General features: G+C 69.3%; 12 protein-coding genes. 6 read left to right on the top strand and 6 right to left on the bottom strand.

Annotation, left to right across the window (positions count from 1 at the left end; translation table 11 throughout):
- Positions 1-43: 43 nt before the first annotated feature.
- Both GAS53_RS07675 and GAS53_RS07670 read right to left on the bottom strand, forming a co-directional pair.
- Positions 44-946 (bottom strand): tRNA (adenine-N1)-methyltransferase, encoded by a 903-nt coding sequence (locus GAS53_RS07675; RefSeq protein WP_151476698.1) that lies wholly within the window; start codon positions 944-946, stop codon positions 44-46.
- A gap of 38 nt (positions 947-984) precedes the next feature.
- Positions 985-2589, bottom strand: a complete 1605-nt coding sequence (locus tag GAS53_RS07670; protein ID WP_151476697.1) for a site-2 protease family protein — start codon at positions 2587-2589, stop codon at positions 985-987.
- Positions 2590-2774: 185 nt separating this feature from the next.
- On the opposite strand from GAS53_RS07670, the gene GAS53_RS07665 reads away from it, so the two are divergent.
- Both GAS53_RS07665 and GAS53_RS07660 read left to right on the top strand, forming a co-directional pair.
- Positions 2775-3875: a RecB family exonuclease gene (locus GAS53_RS07665; protein ID WP_225858792.1), complete on the top strand. Its 1101-nt coding sequence runs from the start codon at positions 2775-2777 to the stop codon at positions 3873-3875.
- Positions 3876-3957: 82 nt separating this feature from the next.
- Positions 3958-4629, top strand: a complete 672-nt coding sequence (locus GAS53_RS07660) for a response regulator (RefSeq protein ID WP_016639462.1) — start codon at positions 3958-3960, stop codon at positions 4627-4629.
- 109 nt (positions 4630-4738) lie between these two features.
- Here the strand turns inward: GAS53_RS07660 and GAS53_RS07655 are convergent, their stop codons facing one another.
- The 4 genes from GAS53_RS07655 to metH all read right to left on the bottom strand — a co-directional run bounded on the left by GAS53_RS07655 (position 4739) and on the right by metH (position 12842).
- On the bottom strand, positions 4739-6322 hold the full coding sequence (locus tag GAS53_RS07655) for an ABC transporter substrate-binding protein (RefSeq protein ID WP_151476696.1): 1584 nt from the start codon (positions 6320-6322) through the stop codon (positions 4739-4741).
- Between the two features lie 61 nt (positions 6323-6383).
- Positions 6384-7988 (bottom strand): ABC transporter substrate-binding protein, encoded by a 1605-nt coding sequence (locus GAS53_RS07650; RefSeq protein ID WP_151476695.1) that lies wholly within the window; start codon positions 7986-7988, stop codon positions 6384-6386.
- A 432-nt stretch (positions 7989-8420) separates the two neighbouring features.
- The gene (locus GAS53_RS07640; protein ID WP_151476694.1) at positions 8421-9122 is read right to left on the bottom strand and encodes an HAD family hydrolase; all 702 of its coding nucleotides are present in this window, start codon (positions 9120-9122) and stop codon (positions 8421-8423) included.
- Between the two features lie 192 nt (positions 9123-9314).
- On the bottom strand, positions 9315-12842 hold the full coding sequence (gene metH, locus GAS53_RS07635) for a methionine synthase (protein ID WP_151476693.1): 3528 nt from the start codon (positions 12840-12842) through the stop codon (positions 9315-9317).
- 319 nt (positions 12843-13161) lie between these two features.
- Between metH and GAS53_RS07630 the strand changes: the two genes are divergently transcribed.
- The 4 genes from GAS53_RS07630 to GAS53_RS07615 all read left to right on the top strand — a co-directional run bounded on the left by GAS53_RS07630 (position 13162) and on the right by GAS53_RS07615 (position 18364).
- Positions 13162-13926: an IclR family transcriptional regulator gene (locus GAS53_RS07630; protein WP_151476692.1), complete on the top strand. Its 765-nt coding sequence runs from the start codon at positions 13162-13164 to the stop codon at positions 13924-13926.
- 372 nt (positions 13927-14298) lie between these two features.
- On the top strand, positions 14299-15087 hold the full coding sequence (locus GAS53_RS07625; protein ID WP_151476691.1) for an MIP/aquaporin family protein: 789 nt from the start codon (positions 14299-14301) through the stop codon (positions 15085-15087).
- Between the two features lie 112 nt (positions 15088-15199).
- Complete coding sequence (gene glpK / locus GAS53_RS07620; RefSeq protein WP_151476690.1) at positions 15200-16738, top strand: glycerol kinase GlpK; 1539 nt, start codon at positions 15200-15202, stop codon at positions 16736-16738.
- A 6-nt stretch (positions 16739-16744) separates the two neighbouring features.
- On the top strand, positions 16745-18364 hold the full coding sequence (locus GAS53_RS07615) for a glycerol-3-phosphate dehydrogenase/oxidase (protein ID WP_151476689.1): 1620 nt from the start codon (positions 16745-16747) through the stop codon (positions 18362-18364).
- Positions 18365-18387 lie beyond the last annotated feature (23 nt).

Raw genomic sequence — 18387 nt, 5'->3', positions numbered from 1 at the left:
CCCGGCCACACCGCTTGCGCGTTGTACGCGGCACGGGACCGCCTCAGCGGCCGGTGCCTCCGTCGGCGTTCGGGCCGGTGTAGTCCTCGCCGTAGGCGCCCTTGGCGGGCCGGCGGCGGCGCATGGGCGGCTCGACGCCGTCCGCGAGGCGGCGGGCGGTGAGCAGGAAGCCGGTGTGGCCGATCATCCGGTGGTCGGGGCGGACGGCCAGACCCTCGACGTGCCAGTTGCGGATCATCGTCTCCCAGGAGGTCGGCTCGTTGAAGCAGCCGATCTCGCGGATGGACTCGACGGTCCGCGCGAGCTGGGTGGTGGTCGCCACGTAGCAGCAGAGGATGCCGCCGGGGACGAGGGCCTTGGAGACGGCCTCCAGGCACTCCCAGGGGGCGAGCATGTCGAGGATGACGCGGTCGACGTCCGTGTCGCTCAGGTTGTCCTGGAGGTCGCCGACGGTGAGCTGCCAGGCGGGGTGCGGGCCGCCGAAGTAGCGCTCCACGTTCGCCTGCGCGATCTCGGCGAAGTCCGCGCGGCGCTCGTACGAGTGCAGCATGCCCTGGTCGCCGATGGCGCGCAGCAGGAAGCTGCTGAGCGAGCCGGAGCCCACGCCGGCCTCCACGACGCGTGCGCCGGGGAAGATGTCGGCGAAGGACAGGATCTGTCCCGCGTCCTTGGGGTAGACCACGGCGGCGCCGCGGGGCATGGACAGGACGTAGTCGGGGAGCAGGGGGCGCAGTGCCAGATAGGCGACGTTCCCCGTGGTGCGGACAACGCTGCCCTCGGGAGCGCCGATCAGCTCGTCGTGCGGGAAGGAACCCTTGTGGGTGTGGAAGTTCTTCCCCGCTTCGAGCGTGAACGTGTAGTGGCGGCCCTTGGGGTCGGTCAGCTGAACCTGGTCCCCGACCTTGAAGGGCCCGCGTCGGCGGGCGGCACCGGTCGGTTCGGACATGTGACCAGCCTACCGGTCCTGACGGGGGCCGTAGACCACTAGGACGGCCTGGCCATGGCCTTTACGAAGGCGCGCTCGACGTCCGCCGCCGAGAGGACTCCGTAGATCTCGCCGGACTCCTCCACCACCAGGTACTCGGTCGCCGGGGTCGCGCGCAGGGTGTCGAGCAGTTCCTCGCCGGCCAGTTCCGCGGAGACGCGCATGCCGTCCGTCAGGTCCTGGGCGAGGCCGCTGACGGCGACCCAGGGGCGGCGGTGTTCCGGTACGCCGACGATGGCGGCCTCGCGGACGAGCGAGAGGGGGTCGCCGTCGGCGTCGACCACGACCAGGGCGCGGGCACCGGCGTCGTTGGCGCGGCGGAGCGCCTCGGAGAGCGGGGTGTCGGTCTGCACGGGGACCGCGCGCCGGGTGAGGGCGCGGGCCCGCAGTTCGGGCAGGTGCTCGCGCAGGCGCGCCATGCGCAGGCTGTTCCCGGCGCCGGTCCAGATGATCGCGGCCAGGATCGCGGCGAGCAGGGCGTCCATGACTGTGTCCATGCCGCCGATGTCGTCGGCGTCGGAGCCGAGCGCCCCGGACTGCGTCAGCAGGGGCAGTCCGACGAGGACGGAGATCGCGAGGGCGCGGCCGACCCAGGCCGCGGCGATCGTGCCGCTCATCGGCTTGCCGGTGATCTTCCAGACGACGGCGCGGAGCATCCGGCCACCGTCCAGCGGCAGACCGGGGAGCAGGTTGAACGCGGCGACGATCAGGTTCGAGATCATCAGGCCGGCCAGCAGGACGCCCGGGACGGTGCCCGGTTCGACGGTCTGCAGGGCGAGGTAGAAGAGGCCGCCCAGGATCAGCGAGAGCAGCGGGCCGACGAAGGCGAGCACGAACTCGCGGCCGGGGGTCTCGGACTCCTTCTCGATCTCGGAGACACCGCCGAAGAACTGCAGCTGGATGCGGCGTACGGGCAGCTTGAAGCGCAGGGCGGCGACCGTGTGGGCCAGCTCGTGGACGAGTACGGAGGCGTAGAAGGCCACCGCGAAGAAGAGCGAGACGAGGTAGCGGGCCATGCCGAGTTCGGGCAGGACGCGGTCGAGCTGGCCGCCGAAGACCCAGGTGATGAGGGCGGCGACGAGGAACCAGCTGGGCGCGACGTACACGGGCACACCGAAGGGGCGGCCCATGAGCAGGCCGCCGCCGGGCTCCTTGGCGCGCCGCGGGGCGGGGCCCTTCTTGAGCCCGGGCTCGGGCTCGGTGCCGGTACCGGTACGGGTGGTGTGTGCCTCGGTGCGGTGGGAGTCGTGCGGCTGCTTGGAGTCGTGACGCTGCTGAGGCGTGTGGCCGTCGGACTCGGCGTCCGGGGCGGGCGGCAGGACAGGGGACTCGCCCGCGTCGGCCTGTGGAATGGCGGGCCGCTCTCCGTCGGCCTGGTCCTCCGCCGAACTCGCGGGAGTCTCCGGGCTCTTGTCGAAACGCCCGGCCCCCGCGCCTTCCTCCGGCTCGGGTTTCGCCAGGGCGTCGGCGTCGTGCGGCTCCTCGTCGGAGTGCGGCCGGGCCGTCGTGGTGGCCGGGTCGCCGGGACGCGGCTGACCCGCGCGGCGCTCGTCCGCCTCGTCCGTGCCGGATCGCGGCTGCCCGCTCCCGCCGCTCTCGTCCACGATTTCCCCTCGTTCGACGCGTCTCCCGCTCGCGATCATGCACGGCGAAAGGTCCTGTGGTCGATGGTATGCGGCCGTCGCGGTGCGTTCGGCCCCGGCACCCCCTCTGTTTCCCGTGCCGTGGCGTACGCCGCGCAGGTCACCGTGTGTCGCGCTGTCAGTGGCGGGCCGTAAGGTCTGTCGTCATGGAAACCAGCACGGACGGCGTCACCCAGGCAGGCCCCGACGAGCCGCCCGGCGACGCGGCCGAGCCCGCGGACATGTCGGCCGCCGGACCCGTCGGCGTCGCAGCCGAGCCGGCCGGAGTCGTGGGGTCGCAGCCTGCCGGCCCGGCGGCCGAGCCGATCGGCGACGCAGCGGAGCCCGTGGACGTGGTGGCCGTGAAGGCCGTCGGTACGGAGGCCGAGCCCGCCGGCGTCGCGGCCGCGGAGCCCGCCCGGGTCGCGGTCGCCGTGCCTCCGGCCTCGCTGTCGCCCTCGCGTGCCGGGGACTTCATGCAGTGTCCGTTGCTGTACCGGTTCCGGGTGATCGACAAGCTGCCGGAGAAGCCGAGCGAGGCGGCCACGCGCGGCACGCTGGTGCACGCGGTGCTGGAGCGGCTCTTCGACGCCCCGGCGACCGAGCGGACCGCGCCGCGCGCGAAGTCGCTGATTCCCGGCCAGTGGGACCGGCTGCGCGAGGCGAAGCCCGAACTGGCCGAGTTGTTCGCGGACTCCGACGAGAAGGCCGCCGGCGAGCGGCTGGCGCGCTGGCTCGCCGAGGCCGAGCAGCTGGTCGAGCGCTGGTTCACGCTGGAGGACCCGACCCGGCTGGAACCGGCCGAGCGCGAGCTGTTCGTGGAGGCCCAGCTCGATTCGGGGCTGAAGCTGCGCGGCATCATCGACCGGGTCGACGTGGCGCCGACCGGCGAGGTGCGGATCGTCGACTACAAGACGGGCAAGGCCCCGCGTCCGGAGTACGCGGAGGGTGCCCTGTTCCAGATGAAGTTCTACGCCCTCGTGGTCTGGCGGCTGAAACAGGTCGTCCCGCGCCGCCTCCAGCTCGTCTATCTGGGCAGCGGCGACGTGCTCACGTACGACCCGGTGCCGGCCGATCTGGAGCGCGTCGAGCGCAAGCTGCTCGCGCTGTGGGACGCGATCCGGCTCGCCACCGAGACAGGCGACTGGCGGCCGCGGCCCACCAAGCTCTGCGGCTGGTGCGACCACCAAGCCGTATGTCCGGAATTCGGCGGCACTCCCCCGCCGTATCCGCTCCCCGTGAGGCCGCCCGAGGCCGGTGGCGCGTGAGCCGACGGGCTTCAGCGCCCCGAAGGCGAACCGGACAACACGCGCAGGGCAGAATGGGGCCGGACTAGCGAAGGAGACTTACGTGGCCATCCGCGTCCTATTGGTCGACGACCAGCCGCTGCTGCGTACCGGCTTCCGGATGATCCTGGAGGCCGAGCAGGACATCGCGGTCGTCGGCGAGGCCGGTGACGGTCTCCAGGCACTCGATCAGGTACGTGCCCTGCAGCCCGATGTGGTTCTTATGGACATCCGTATGCCACGGATGGACGGTGTGGAGGCGACCCGGCAGATCACCGGACCGGGCCGGGACGGTCCGGCGAAGGTGCTGGTCCTGACGACCTTCGACCTCGACGAGTACGTGGTGGAGGCGCTGCGCGCAGGCGCCAGCGGCTTCCTCCTGAAGGACGCCCCCGCCAATGAGCTGGTGCAGGCCATCCGCGTGGTGGCCGCCGGTGAGGCCATGCTCGCGCCCAGCATCACCCGTCGGCTCCTCGACAAGTACGCGGGCCATCTGCCCTCGGGCGACGAGCCCGTGCCGGACACCCTGCACACGCTCACCGAGCGCGAGGTCGAGGTACTGAAGCTGGTGGCCCGCGGTCTTTCGAACGCGGAGATCGCCGCCGACCTGTTCGTCAGCGAGACCACGGTCAAGACGCACGTGGGCCATGTCCTCACCAAGCTGGGGCTGCGGGACCGCGTACAGGCCGCGGTCTACGCGTACGAGAGCGGTCTGGTGCGCCCCGGCGCACAGTGAGCGACCTCCACGCGACCACTACGACGGTGAATGGCCGCCCCCTTCGGAAGGGGGCGGCCATTCACCGTCGTAGTGGTGATGCTCGTAGAGGAGACGTACGTACGGGCGGTCAGTCCTTGCTGATCTCCCAGAAGCGGAACACCGTCGACGCGTCGAGGCAGTTCTCCAGGCCGTACACGTTGTCGCGGACGACCGCGTACTGCTTGGCCTGCCAGACCGGGATGACCGGGACCTGCTCGGCGACGATGTCCTGGAGCTCGCCGTACTGCCGCTCGGTCGAGGAGCGGTCGCTCTCGGCGGCGGTCTCGGGGATGAGCTGCCCGGTGACCGTGGTGTTCGTGTAGTTGTTGCCCAGGACGTTGCCCTCGCCGAAGAACGGGGCCGTGAAGTTGTCCGGGTCCGGGTAGTCCGGCACCCAGCCCTTCACGTACACGCCGTACTCGCCCGCCTCGATGTCCTTCTCGTACTGGTCGTAGGCGACGGACTTCACGGTCGCGTCGAACAGGCCGCTGGCGTTGAGCTGCTTGGCAATCGCCTTGAACTCCTGGTCGGTGGACGGCCCGTAGCGGGTCGGCGTCGACCAGAGGGTCAGCTTCACCTTGTCGGTGATGCCGTCGGCCTGCAGCGCGGCCTCGGCCTTGGCGCGCGAGGGGCGGGCGCCGTAGGTGTTGAAGAAGGCCGTGTTGTGGCCCGTGATGCCCGCGGGGATGATCGAGTACAGCGGGGTCGCCGTGTTCTCGTACACCTCCTTGATGAGGGCGTCACGGTCGAGCAGATGGGCGATGGCCTGGCGGACGCCGAGCTTGCCGGCCACCGGGTCCTTCATGTTGAAGACCAGGTGCTGGACCTCGGCGCTGGATCCCTCGACGACGTCGATGGCCTGGCTGCCGGTGGTGTCCTCCTGGATCTCCGCGATGTCCTTGGCGGCGAGGCCTCGGTAGGCGGCGTCCACCTCGTTGTCGCGGATGGCCTTCTTCAGGCCGGACTGGTCACCGTGGAAGAGCTTGAGGGTCACGCCCGAGTTCTGCGTCTTGGCGCTGCCCTTGTAGTTCTCGTTGACCGAGAAGACGGCCTCGTCCTTGCCGAACGACTCCAGCTTGTACGGGCCCGAGCCGACGGCCTTGCCGTCCTCGCGCAGCTCGTCCGCGGAGTACTCGCGGTGGTTCACGATCGAGCCGGCGCCGGAGGCGATCTTGCTCGGGAAGGTGGCGTCGGAGACCTTGAGATTGAAGACGACCGTCTTCTCGTCCGGGGTCTCCACCTTGTCCAGCATGGGGAACATGATCGCGGGCCCCGCGGCGTCGCCGATCTTCATCATGCGGTCGAAGGAGAACTTGACGTCCTTCGAGGTCAGGTCGTCACCGTTGCTGAACTGCAGTCCGTCGCGCAGGGTGCACCGGTAGACCTTGGCGCCCGAGTCCGTGAAGGTGCACTCCTCGGCGGCTTCCGGCTGCGGCTCGGTGCCGCCGTTGGGGAAGCTGAGCAGGGACTGGAAGACGTTGTTGAACAGGAGCCAGGAGCCCGGGTCGTAGCCCGAGGCCGGATCGGTGGCCAGGACGTCGTCGGTCATCCCGATGGAGACGGTGGAGCCGCTGCCCCCGGAGTCGCCCGTTTCCGAGCCGCATCCGGTCAGCAGGCCCGCGGACAGTCCCGCTACGACGGGCAGGACGGGCCACTTGGTGCGCATATTCACGTGCGTATGCCTTGTCGTTGATCTGTCTCGAGTCCGGTCGGTCGCGCGTTCGCCTTGGTGGTCAGCCGCCGACTCCGCGGCCGAGTTCCCACAGCTGAAGCGTCGAGGACGAGTTGAGCGCGTACTCGGCGCCGGTGATGTCGTCCCGCGCGGCGATGTACTGCTTGCCCTGCCACAGCGGCAGAACGGGGACGTCCTCGGCGACGATGCTCTGGATCTCCTCGATGCTGTTCGAGGCGTTGAGCCGGTCGGCCTCGCGACGGGACTCGGGGATCAGATTGTTGCGGATCTGGTTGTTCGTGTACGGCGAGCCGATGGTGTTGTCCTTGTCGAGGAACGGCGCGAGGTAGTTGTCGGCGTCGGGGAAGTCCGGGAACCAGCCCATGCCGTAGACCTCGTACTTGCCCTCCTGCTCGTTCGGGCGGAACGTCTTCCACTTCTCGCCCTTGATGTCGACCTTGAACAGCTTGCTGTCGTTCAGCTGCTTCTGCAGCAGCTCGAACTCCTCCTTGGTGGCCGGGCCGTAGTGGTCGTCCGTGTAGTGCAGCGTCAGCTTCACCGGCGTGGTGACGTTCGCCGCGGACAACAGGTCCTTGGCCTTGGAGGCGTTCGGGTCGCCGTACTTGTTGAAGAACGAGTTGGCGTGACCCGTGACGGTGGCCGGGACCATGGAGTACAGCGGGTCGGCGCCGGAGCCGTACACCCGGGAGGTGAGTTCGCCGCGGTTGATGACCTGGGCCATCGCCTGGCGGACCGCCTTGGTCTTCACCGACGGGTCGTTGGTGTTGAAGCCGAGGTAGCGGATCTCCAGACCGGGCTGCTCGATCAGGTCGACGTCGGTGCCCTTGTCGTTCTGGAGCTTCTTGATCTGCTCGGGCGACATGGTGCGGGTCATCACGTCGATGTCGCCCTTGTCGAGCGCTGTGCTCATGGCGTCGGCGCTCTCGAAGGAGCGCAGCTCGACCTTGTCGTTCTTCAGCTCCGAAGTCCCCCGGTAATTGGGGTTCTTGGTGAAGACGGCCTTGACGAGCTCGTTCTTCTTGACCTCGGCCTTGAGCGTGTACGGGCCGGACCCGCTCACGTCGAAGCCGTCCCGCAGCTTGTTCTTGTCGTAGTCGTCGGGGTCGACGATGCCCGCGACCGGCGTGGACAGCTTGAACGGGAAGGTGGCGTCGGCGGTGTTGAGGTGGAAGATCACCTCTCGGTCGCCCTTGGTCTCGACGGTGTCGATGGTGGACAGCAGGGCGAAGACACCGCTGTCGGACTTGATCCGCAGCGCGCGGTCGATGGAGAACTTCACGTCCTCGGCGGTGACCGGGTCGCCGTTCGCGAACTTGAGGTCCTTGCGGAGGGTGCACGCGTACCGCTCGTTGCCCGAGTCGGTGAAGCCGCACTCCTCGGCGGCCTCCGGCGCCGGGTCGCCGCCGCCGTTGGGCATCACCATCAGCGTCTGGACGGTCTGGCGGAGGATGTTCCAGGTGCCGACGTCGTAGGCGAAGGCCGGGTCGAGCGGCGCCGGGTCCTTGCTCGAGGCGGAGAACCGGTCGGTGGTACCGACGACGACGGCGTCGCCGCTGTTGTCCCCGCTGTCGGAACCGCCGCACGCGGCGAGGACCGGGGCAAGCAGACCGATCACGGTCGGCAGCACCAAAGTCTTACGGTTCATGCTCGAAGTTCTCCAGAGCTGTCGATCCCTCGAACGGCAGGCAGGGGTGTTGCCTACGGGTCGCGGGGGTTACGGCGATGTTCTCGCAATGAGATTAGTCCGCACCAGCAGGACGGTTTGCAGCTACCGGAGTTGAGTTGCCATCACGCTGCGAAACCGGGCGTGGACGCACCGAAAACCCGACAGTGGAAGGATTCGTGCAGCGTCCCATGAAACGGGACACAAGGGCACACCGCGCATGCCCGAAAAGGGCTCCGAGACACATCGGGAACCCTTTGTCGACCTCCCATCAGGTGGCGAACGTCACACCTTCAACTGGGTTGAGGGGCATCGGAATTCGGCCACCTGGGGAGATGCGGGAGGCGACCGAATTACTCCGGTGCCGTGGCCACGCAGTTTTTGAGAATTCAATTATGCACCCTGGGTGAACGATTAGCGCTTTTCCGTCATCAGGCCGCGGAGAAAAGGCAGGTCGACCTGTTCCAGGGAGGTCACCACGGTGCGCCGGACGGCCGGGGCGATGGGCGCCACGGAGGGTACGGCGACGACGTGGCAGCCCGCCGCCTCGGCGGCCGCGACGCCCGTCGCGGTGTCCTCGACGACCGCGCATCTGGCCGGATCGGCACCGAGGCCGGCGGCCGCCAGCAGATACGGGTCGGGGTGCGGCTTGGTGCGCTCGACCTCGTCGCCCGCGATGGTCAGGGCGAAGTTCTGCGGGCCGAGGGAGGTCAGGATGCGGTCGATGATGCGCCGGTGCGAGGCGGAGACCAGCGCCGTGGGGATCTCATGCGCGGCCAGTTCGGCGAGGAGCCTCGCGGCTCCCGGCATCAGCGGCAGGACGCGGCCGATACGGTCCTCGAACCCGTCGTTCAGCAGCACGGTGAGCTCGGCGAGGGTGACGTCGGCGCCCGTGGCCTCGATGAGGAAGCCGGCGCTGCGGGTCATGGGGCCGCCGACCACCACATGGCGCCAGGAGTCGTCGAGGGTGTGGCCGAGACGGCCGAACACCTCGACCTCCGCGTCCCACCAGAAACCCTCGGTGTCCACCAAGGTGCCGTCCATGTCGAGGAGCACGGCCTGCAGGGCGGAGCCCTCGGCCGTACGGGTACCGAGTGCGGGGACCGTACTGGTCATGTAGGCACACCTCCGTGAGGGACGAGAAGGCCGGTTCCCTCCGGGGAACCGGCCTGCACTGGACCGACCAGTGTACGACTCTCGCCGGGGAAGTGCCTGGTTTAACCGTTGGGGCGTGAGGGCACTCTCACATCCCGGTCCCGGGACGTTTCGACGTGCCCTGAAACGGCGCCCCGCCTGCGCTGAAGGGTCTCAGCGCGCGTTGAAGTACTTCGCCTCCGGGTGGTGGATGACGATCGCGTCCGTGGACTGCTCCGGGTGGAGCTGGAACTCCTCGGAGAGGTGGACGCCGATCCGCTCGGGCTGCAGAAGCTCAGCGATCTTGGCGCGGTCCTCCAGGTCCGGGCAGGCGCCGTAGCCGAGCGAGAAGCGGGCGCCGCGGTACTTGAGCGCGAACATGTCCTCGATCTCGGCCGGGTCCTCCCCCGCGAAGCCGAGCTCCGAACGCACGCGCGCGTGCCAGTACTCGGCGAGGGCCTCGGCCAACTGCACGGACAGGCCGTGCAGTTCGAGGTAGTCCCGGTAGGCGTTCGTCTCGAAGAGCTTCGCCGTCTCCTCGCCGATCCGGGAGCCGACGGTGACGACCTGGAGGCCGACGACATCCGTCTCGCCGGACTCCTCGGGCCGGAAGAAGTCGGCCAGGCACAGGCGGCGGCCGCGGCGCTGGCGCGGGAAGGTGAAGCGGGTGCGCTCGTTGCCCTGCTCGTCCAGGAGGATCAGGTCGTCGTCCTTGGAGACGCAGGGGAAGTAGCCGTAGACGACGGCCGCTTCCAGCAGGTTCCCGGTCTGCAGCTGGTCCAGCAGTCCGCGCAGCCGCGGCCTGCCCTCGGTCTCCACCAGCTCCTCGTACGTCGGGCCGTCGCCCGTGCGCGCCTGCTTGAGGCCCCACTGGCCCTTGAACAGCGCGCCCTCGTCGAGCCAGGTGGCGTACTCCTTGAGCTGGATGCCCTTGACGACGCGGGTTCCCCAGAACGGCGGCTCCGGGATGGGGTTGTCGACGGCCACGTCGGAACGGACCGCGCCCTCCTCGGGGCGCTCCTCGACGACGGTCTGCGCGGTGGCCCTGACCCGGCGCTGCTTCAGCTCGGGCAGGGACGCTCCCGGCACGCCCCGCTTGACCGCGATCAGCGCGTCCATCAGGCGCAGGCCCTCGAACGCGTCGCGGGCGTAGCGGACTTCGCCCTCGTAGATCTCGTGCAGGTCCTGCTCGACGTACGACCTGGTGAGGGCCGCGCCGCCGAGGATGACGGGGTAGTCGGCGGCCAGCTTGCGCTGGTTGAGCTCCTCCAGGTTCTCCTTCATGATCACCGTGGACTTGACCAGCAGGCCGGACATGCCGATGACGTCGGCGCGGTGCTCCTCGGCCGCCTCCAGGATCGCGGAGACGGGCTGCTTGATGCCGAGGTTGACGACGGTGTAGCCGTTGTTGGACAGGATGATGTCGACGAGGTTCTTGCCGATGTCGTGCACGTCGCCGCGCACCGTGGCGAGCACGATGGTGCCCTTGCCCTCGTCGTCGGTCTTCTCCATGTGCGGCTCGAGGTAGGCCACCGCGGTCTTCATGACCTCGGCGGACTGCAGCACGAACGGCAGCTGCATCTGGCCGGAGCCGAACAGTTCACCGACGACCTTCATGCCGTCGAGGAGCGTCTCGTTGACGATGTCGAGGGCGGGACGCTCCTGCAGGGCCTCGTCGAGGTCGGCCTCCAGGCCGTTCTTCTCGCCGTCGATGATGCGCCGCTTGAGCCGCTCGTTCAGCGGCAGCGCGGCCAGCTCCTCGGCCCGGCCCGCCTTGAGCGACTTGGTGGTGGCGCCCTCGAACAGCGCCATCAGCTTCTGCAGCGGGTCGTAGCCCTCCGCGCGCCGGTCGTAGATCAGGTCGAGGGCGGTGGTGACCTGCTCCTCGTCGAAGCGGGCGATCGGCAGGATCTTCGACGCGTGCACGATCGCCGAGTCCAGGCCCGCCTTGACGCACTCGTCGAGGAAGACCGAGTTGAGCAGGACGCGCGCGGCCGGGTTGAGGCCGAAGGAGATGTTGGACAGGCCCAGCGTGGTCTGCACGTCCGGGTGACGCCGCTTGAGCTCCCGGATCGCCCCGATGGTGGCGATGCCGTCGCCCCGGGACTCCTCCTGACCGGTGCAGATGGTGAAGGTGAGGGTGTCGATGAGGATGTCCGACTCGTGGATGCCCCAGTTCCCCGTCAGGTCCTCGATCAGCCGCTCGGCGATGGCCACCTTGTGCTCGACGGTGCGGGCCTGGCCCTCCTCGTCGATGGTCAGCGCGATCAGCGCGGCGCCGTGCTCCTGCGCGAGCTTGGTGACCTTGGCGAAGCGCGACTCGGGGCCGTCGCCGTCCTCGTAGTTGACGGAGTTGATGACCGCGCGGCCGCCGAGCTTCTCCAGGCCGGCCCGGATGACGGGGACTTCGGTGGAGTCCAGCACGATCGGCAGGGTGGAGGCGGTGGCGAAGCGCCCGGCCAGCTCCTCCATGTCGGCGACGCCGTCGCGGCCCACGTAGTCGACGCACAGGTCGAGCATGTGCGCGCCCTCGCGGATCTGGTCGCGGGCCATCTCCACGCAGTCGTCCCAGCGGCCGTCCAGCATCGCCTCGCGGAACTTCTTCGAGCCGTTGGCGTTCGTCCGCTCGCCGATCGCCATGTACGCGGTGTCCTGACGGAACGGCACGGTCTGGTAGAGCGAGGCGGCGCCCGGCTCGGGGCGCGGCCGGCGCTCGGCCGGGGTCAGGTCCCGTACCCGCTCGACGACCTGGCGCAGGTGCTCGGGGGTCGTGCCGCAGCAGCCGCCGACCAAGGAGAGGCCGTATTCGCGTACGAAGGTCTCCTGGGCGTCGGCCAGTTCGGGCGCCGTCAGCGGGTAGTGGGCGCCGTTCTTGCCGAGGACGGGGAGGCCCGCGTTCGGCATGCAGGACAGCGGGATACGGGAGTGGCGGGCCAGATAGCGCAGGTGCTCGCTCATCTCGGCGGGGCCTGTGGCGCAGTTCAGGCCGATCATGTCGATGCCGAGCGGCTCGAGCGCGGTGAGCGCGGCGCCGATCTCCGAGCCGAGCAGCATGGTGCCGGTGGTCTCGACGGTCACCGAGACAATCAGCGGCAGATCGACGCCGAGGGCGTCCAGGGCCCGGCGGGCGCCGAGCACCGACGCCTTGGTCTGCAGCAGGTCCTGGGTGGTCTCCACGAGCAGCGCGTCGGCGCCGCCTGCGATCATGCCCTCGGCGTTCTGCTGGTAGGCGTCGCGCAGCGTGGTGTACGGGGCGTGGCCGAGCGTCGGGAGCTTGGTGCCGGGGCCCATCGAGCCGAGGACCCAACGCTGCTGCCCGGTCGAGGCGGTGAACTCGTCGGCGACCTCGCGGGCGATGCGGGCGCCGGCCTCGGAGAGCTCGTGGACGCGGTCCGCGATGTCGTACTCGGCGAGCGCCGCGAAGTTCGCACCGAAGGTGTTGGTCTCGACGCAGTCGACACCAACGGAGAAGTACTCCTCGTGTACCGAGCGGACGATGTCGGGCCGCGTCACGTTCAGGATCTCGTTGCAGCCCTCCAGCTGCTCGAAGTCCTCCATCGTCGGGTCCTGCGCCTGCAGCATCGTGCCCATCGCGCCGTCGGCCACCACCACACGGGTGGCGAGCGCCTCGCGGAGGGCGTCGGTTCGGGTCCGGCTGTAGCCGGGGACGGACGAGAGGGACGGGTTCGGCAACGAGGCCATGGAAGATGCTCCCTGGGGTGCGACGGCTGTCGGCTTTGCCCTTCTCATGGAAGGCGCACGCCGCAAGGGTAGCCCGCTGCGGGGCCGGAGGTCAGGAGAGTCCACGGGGCGGACGAGCGACACGTACCACAGCACTGGTCGGGAGACGGCCGACGGCACCGCTGGGCATTGGGCCGACCGTGCCGATGGCGATGCGACTGCAACACATCACGACCACCCATTAGCGGGAGGTCGACGACGACCGGTAGTGTTCGACATTGCCGAACGGTGGGAGCGAAGCGCCGACCGACGGTCCAAGGGGACGGAGGGCAGGACGGCGATGGCACGGAACATCCAGTCGCTCGAACGGGCGGCCGCGATGCTGCGCTTGCTCTCGGGCGGCGAGCGGCGGCTCGGCCTGTCGGACATCGCCTCGTCGCTGGGCCTGGCCAAGGGTACGGCCCACGGCATACTGCGCACGCTGCAGCAGGAGGGCTTCGTCGAGCAGGACACGGCCTCGGGGCGCTACCAGCTGGGCGCCGAGCTGCTGCGTCTGGGCACCACGTATCTCGATGTGCACGAGCTGCGGGCGCGCGCCCTGGTGTGGACGGACGACCTGGCCCGCTCCAGCGGCGAGAGCGTCTACCTGGGGGTGCTGCACCAGCAGGGCGTGCTGATCGTGCACCACGTGTTCCGGCCCGACGACAGCCGTCAGGTGCTGGAGGTCGGGGCCATGCAGCCGCTGCACTCCACGGCGCTCGGCAAGGTCCTTTCCGCGTACGACCCGGTGGCGCACAGCGAGGTCCTGGAGGCCGACCGCAAGGAGTTCACGGCGCGCACGATATGCGAGGCAGAGGCGTTCGAGAGCGTCCTCGACCTCACGCGCGCGCGTGGGTACGCGGCCGACGTCGAGGAGACCTGGACGGGGGTGGCCTCGGTGGCCGCGCCCATCCACAACCAGCGGCGGATGCCGGTCGGTGCGGTGGGCGTCACCGGAGCGGTGGAGCGCGTCTGCAAGGACGGCGAGCTGCGCCCGGAGCTGATCGCGGCGGTCCGTGACTGCGCCCGCGCGGTGTCGCGGGATCTGGGCGCCGGGCGGTTCTGAGGTTCGCATCCCGGGCTGGCAGTCCCGGGCTCGTGTGTGAGAAGGCCGGTACGTCATCGACGTACCGGCCTTTCGTGCGTCCCGGCGACCGGCGACCACAGGACGTGCCTGCTCGCACGCACTGCGCGGCCACCCAAGATCGACAGCACACATCAGTCAATAACGATCGTGTTTTCGCCAGCGCAAGCCTTGACGAGCTGGTAACGGCAGAGCAAGACTCCCGTCCATCGGTCGGCATTGTCGAACACCTACCGGCAATACGCGCTAGAGTGTGACAACGCCAATGGCCGTCAACGACCTCACCTGAGGTCGCGGACCACCGGAGGGACCCGGGGTTCGCCTTCCCCTGGACGAAGGACAAAGGAGTCGCGGGTGTCCAGCTCCGACATCTTCATCGGCGAGACCATCGGTACCGCCATACTCATCCTGCTCGGCGGCGGTGTCTGCGCCGCCGTCACACTGAAGGCCTCCAAGGCTCGCAACGCCGGGTGGCTCGCCATCACCTTCGGGTGGGGCTTCGCGGTACTGACCGCCGTATACACCTCGGCACCCCTGTCCGGTGCCCATCTGAACCCGGCCGTGACCCTCGGGATCGCGATCAAGGACGACGCCTGGGGCGATGTCCTGACCTACTGGTCGGGCCAGCTGCTCGGCGCCATGATCGGTGCGGCGCTCGTGTGGATCGCGTACTACGGACAGTTCCACGCGCACCTCACCGACCGCGAGATCGTCGGCGGCCCGGGCGCGCAGGACACCAAGTCCGTGGAGGCGCAGGAGGCCCAGGCGGGCCCGGTGCTCGGCATCTTCTCCACCGGTCCGGAGGTCCGGGTCGCGTGGCAGAACCTCGCCACGGAGATCATCGGCACGGTCGTGCTGGTGCTCGCGGTCCTCACGCAGGGCCTGAACGACAGCGGCAAGGGGCTCGGCACCCTGGGCGCGCTGATCACCGCCCTCGTGGTCGTCAGCATCGGCCTCTCGCTCGGCGGCCCGACGGGGTACGCGATCAACCCGGCCCGCGACCTCGGCCCGCGTATCGTGCACGCCCTGCTGCCCCTGCCCAACAAGGGCGGTTCCGACTGGGGCTACGCCTGGGTTCCGGTCGTCGGTCCGCTGATCGGCGGAGCGGTCGCCGCGGGCATCTACAACGTCGCTTTTGCTTAGAGCCGCACGTCCGCTCGGAGCCGTACGTCCGCCCGGTACGGGACGTCGGCTCGGAGCCGGTAGCAATACGTCGTAAGCCAGCCCCTTATCCACGGACTTTCAGGAGCACACCGTGACCGACGCGCACACCGCCGGCCCGTTCATTGCCGCCATCGACCAGGGCACGACCTCGTCCCGCTGCATCGTGTTCGACCGGGACGGCCGCATCGTCTCCGTCGACCAGAAGGAGCACGAGCAGATCTTCCCGAAGCCGGGCTGGGTCGAGCACAACGCCACCGAGATCTGGACCAACGTCCAGGAAGTCGTCGCCAGCGCCATCGAGAAGGCCGGCATCACCCGCGACGACATCAAGGCCATCGGCATCACCAACCAGCGCGAGACCACTCTCCTCTGGGACAAGAACACCGGTGAGCCCGTCCACAACGCCATCGTCTGGCAGGACACCCGCACCGACGCCCTCTGCAAGGAGCTCGGCCGCAACGTCGGCCAGGACCGCTTCCGCCGCGAGACCGGCCTGCCGCTGGCCTCGTACTTCGCCGGTCCGAAGGCCCGCTGGCTGCTCGACAACGTCGAGGGCCTGCGCGAGCGCGCCGAGGCCGGCGACATCCTCTTCGGCACCATGGACAGCTGGGTCATCTGGAACCTGACGGGCGGTGTGAACGGCGGCAGGCACGTCACCGACGTCACCAACGCCTCCCGCACCATGCTGATGAACCTGCACACCATGCGGTGGGACGAGAAGATCGCCGAGTCCATCGGCGTCCCGCTGGCGATGCTGCCCGAGATCCGCTCCTCCGCCGAGGTGTACGGCGAGATCACCGGCGGCAAGCTGGGCGACCTGCTCGGCGGCATCCCGGTCGCCTCCGCGCTCGGCGACCAGCAGGCGGCCCTGTTCGGGCAGACCTGTTTCTCCGAGGGCGAGGCCAAGTCCACGTACGGCACCGGCACGTTCATGCTGATGAACACCGGTGACAAGGTCATCAACTCGTACAGCGGACTGCTGACCACGGTCGGCTACCAGATCGGCGACCAGAAGCCGGTCTACGCCCTGGAAGGCTCGATCGCCGTCACCGGTGCGCTGGTGCAGTGGATGCGCGACCAGATGGGCCTGATCAAGTCCGCCGCCGAGATCGAGACGCTCGCGTCGTCGGTCGAGGACAACGGCGGCGCCTACTTCGTCCCGGCCTTCTCCGGCCTGTTCGCCCCGTACTGGCGCCCGGACGCCCGTGGTGTGATCGCCGGTCTGACCCGGTACGTCACCAAGGCGCACATCGCGCGCGCCGTCCTGGAGGCCACCGCCTGGCAGACCCGTGAGATCAGCGACGCCATGACGAAGGACTCCGGCGTCGAGCTGGCGGCTCTCAAGGTCGACGGCGGCATGACCTCCAACAACCTGCTGATGCAGACCCTGGCCGACGTCCTGGACGCCCCCGTGGTGCGCCCCATGGTCGCCGAGACCACCTGCCTCGGCGCCGCCTACGCCGCCGGTATCGCCGTCGGCTTCTGGACCAACACCGAGGACCTGCGCGCCAACTGGCGCCGGGCCGCCGAGTGGACCCCGAACATGGCCGCGGAGACCCGCGACCGTGAGTACAAGAGCTGGCTCAAGGCCGTCGAGCGGACCATGGGCTGGATCGAGGACGAGGAGTAAGACGCGATGACCACCCTGCAGAGTGTCCCGGCTCTTGGGACGCACCCGGCCAACGGCTCCGCTGCGTTCTATCTGAAAGCAGTGAGCCGAGCCGAAACCCGGGAGCAGCTGTCCAAGGCGACATACGACCTCCTGGTGATCGGTGGCGGGATTCTGGGCATCTCCACCGCCTGGCATGCCGCACAGTCGGGCCTGCGGGTGGCCCTGGTCGACGCCGGCGACTTCGCCGGCGCGACCTCCTCCGCCTCCTCCAAGCTGCTCCACGGCGGTCTGCGCTATCTGCAGACCGGCGCGGTGAAGCTGGTGGCGGAGAACCACTTCGAGCGCCGTGCGGTGTCCCGTCAGGTGGCCCCCCATCTGGCGAATCCGCTCACGTTCTACCTCCCCGTGTACAAGGGCGGGCCGCACGGCGCGGCGAAGCTCGGGGCGGGCGTCTTCGCCTACTCCGCGCTGTCGGCGTTCGGTGATGGTGTCGGGCACCTGCTCTCGCCGTCGAAGGCCGCGCAGGACGTGCCCGAGCTGCGTACGGACAATCTCAAGGCCGTGGCCGTGTACGGCGACGACCAGATGAACGACTCCCGGATGGCGCTGATGACGGTCCGCGCGGCCGTCGAGTCGGGTGCCGCCGTACTGAACCACGCCGAGGTCACCGGCCTGCGCTTCACCAACGGCCGGGTGACCGGCGCGGAGCTCAGGGACCGTCTCTCCGGTGACGAGTTCGGCGTGTCGGCACGCCTCGTGCTGAACGCGACCGGGCCGTGGGTGGACCACCTGCGCAAGATGGAGGACCCGAACGCGGCGCCGTCCATACGTCTGTCGAAGGGCGCGCACCTGGTCCTCAAGCGCACCTCCCCCTGGAAGGCCGCGCTGGCGACGCCCATCGACAAGTACCGCATCACCTTCGCCCTCCCCTGGGAGGACATGCTGCTGCTCGGCACGACCGACGAGGCGTACGAGGGCGATCCGGCGGACGTCTCGGTCAACGAGAAGGACACGGCCCAGATCCTGGACGAAGCAGCGTTCTCGATCCGCGACCAGCAGCTCTCCCGTGACCTGATCACGTACTCCTTCGCGGGTCTGCGCGTGCTGCCTGGCGGACCCGGCGACACGTCGAAGGCCAAGCGGGAGACGGTCGTCACGGAGGGCCGGGGCGGCATGCTGTCCGTCGCGGGCGGCAAGTGGACGACCTTCAGGCACATCGGCCGTACGGTCATGAGGAAGCTCGAGTCGCTGCCGGGCCGTCCCCTCGGTGACGACTTCGAGCCGATCTCCGCGCTGCCGAAGAGGATGCCGCTGCCGGGTGTCGCCAACCCGCGCGCGGTCGCGCACCGGCTCCTGGTCGACGGTCCGGCGCCGCGCATGGCCGCCGACACCGCCAGGCACCTGGCGACGCACTACGGTTCGCTCGCTTTCGACATCGCCCGGCTCGCCAACGACAACCCGGAGCTGGCCGAGCGCGTCCACCCGGACGCGCCCGAGATCTGGGCGCAGGTCGTCTACGCCCGCGACAACGAGTGGGCCGAGACGGCGGACGACGTACTGCGCCGCCGGACGACGCTGACGATCCGCGGTCTTGCGACGGACGACGTGCGCGGCAAGGTGCAGGACCTGCTCGACAAGAAGTAGGTATTCGCGAAGAAGCAAGTACT

It is taken from the genome of Streptomyces albicerus, from assembly GCF_008905045.1.
Taxonomy (GTDB): Bacteria; Actinomycetota; Actinomycetes; order Streptomycetales; family Streptomycetaceae; genus Streptomyces; species Streptomyces albicerus.
This window is presented reverse-complemented; position numbering and strand designations above follow the sequence as displayed.

Excerpts from the sequence above, each read along its gene's own strand:
- GAS53_RS07615 (WP_151476689.1), top strand. The coding sequence starts at position 16,745 with ATGACCACCCTGCAGAGTGTCCCGGCTCTTGGGACGCACCCGGCCAAC.
- GAS53_RS07665 (WP_225858792.1), top strand. The coding sequence starts at position 2,775 with ATGGAAACCAGCACGGACGGCGTCACCCAGGCAGGCCCCGACGAGCCG.
- GAS53_RS07650 (WP_151476695.1), bottom strand. The coding sequence starts at position 7,988 with ATGAACCGTAAGACTTTGGTGCTGCCGACCGTGATCGGTCTGCTTGCC.
- metH (WP_151476693.1), bottom strand. The coding sequence starts at position 12,842 with ATGGCCTCGTTGCCGAACCCGTCCCTCTCGTCCGTCCCCGGCTACAGC.
- GAS53_RS07630 (WP_151476692.1), top strand. The coding sequence starts at position 13,162 with ATGGCACGGAACATCCAGTCGCTCGAACGGGCGGCCGCGATGCTGCGC.
- GAS53_RS07675 (WP_151476698.1), bottom strand. The coding sequence starts at position 946 with ATGTCCGAACCGACCGGTGCCGCCCGCCGACGCGGGCCCTTCAAGGTC.
- GAS53_RS07640 (WP_151476694.1), bottom strand. The coding sequence starts at position 9,122 with ATGACCAGTACGGTCCCCGCACTCGGTACCCGTACGGCCGAGGGCTCC.